The sequence below is a fragment of the Priestia sp. P5_B4 genome, assembly GCF_056400385.1.
This window is the reverse complement of sequence record NZ_JBFULJ010001196.1, coordinates 1-919: the sequence shown is the minus strand read 5'-3', so window position 1 is coordinate 919 and position 919 is coordinate 1. Positions and strand designations below refer to the sequence as shown.

Genomic DNA, 919 nt, shown 5'->3' with positions numbered 1-919 from the left:
CAAATAGATTCAACTATTGAAATGTACCGAGCCTTTCTTTCTCCTCTTGCTACATACTATCCCGAACCTCATCATAAAGGATTAATTGAAGTAGCAACGGTAATGGAAGGCAGAATTGAAATGAAAATAGAAGAAGAGCTATACGAACTAAAACAATTTGACTCTATAAAATTTGAAGGAAGTCATATACACTCATACAAAAATCTTGAAGATCGTCCCGCTGTTCTGCATTTACTGCTAAAATATGAGGAGTAAAACGGCAGAGCCGCAGTAAAACGAACCATAAAAAATGATTCGTTTTACTGCGGCTCTAATAGCTGTTTATTCATCAGCTTGTTTTGGTAGCTAATATACTTTTTCACTTTAATGATACTTAATGAATATTCTTCAATTAAACGGTGGATAGATTGAACCATACACTCTGGATAATGATGTTTTTTCTGTAAATATATTTTATACTTTCGAATTTGTCTTTCAAAATATAAAATAACTTGTTCAGGCGTTTTCACCAGTAAAGATTGCATGTATTCATTTACTTGCGTTTCAAGAAACGAATAGCGATTCGTGATAAAAAATGTCTTCATCTTATTTTCCTCCCTATATGTTAGTGGTACAAAAAAGAAACCCTTGTGCTAGGATTTCTTTTTTGCTTTTTATTTGAATCAGCTGTGCGCAACTTTTAGGCACTGATACTTGAAATCGAAGACTCTCTATATTTTTTTATTTTGCATTTTATATATGTAGGCGTTTCGCCGAAAAGATTTGCTACGTGTGTAATAGCTCCATAATACGTTTTAGCATCCATCATTTCTTTATTCACAATATAGTCATACAGGGATGATTCAATATCATCAACAAAAGCTAAAATGTGACGCTTTTCGAATAGGAGTTGATAAAGTTCATTAATTAAGTATGGGCT

General features: G+C 32.6%; 3 protein-coding genes. 1 reads left to right on the top strand and 2 read right to left on the bottom strand.

Features of this window, described 5'->3' with window-relative positions; genetic code table 11:
- Positions 1-255: cupin domain-containing protein (locus tag AC1DRF_RS29905; RefSeq protein WP_477742561.1), on the top strand; the 255-nt coding region annotated here is incomplete at its 5' end.
- A gap of 44 nt (positions 256-299) precedes the next feature.
- Here AC1DRF_RS29905 and AC1DRF_RS29900 read toward each other — a convergent pair.
- Both AC1DRF_RS29900 and AC1DRF_RS29895 read right to left on the bottom strand, forming a co-directional pair.
- On the bottom strand, positions 300-584 hold the full coding sequence (locus AC1DRF_RS29900) for a hypothetical protein (protein ID WP_427076460.1): 285 nt from the start codon (positions 582-584) through the stop codon (positions 300-302).
- A 95-nt stretch (positions 585-679) separates the two neighbouring features.
- On the bottom strand, positions 680-919 hold a 240-nt coding region (locus AC1DRF_RS29895; RefSeq protein WP_477742560.1), incomplete at its 5' end, for a hypothetical protein.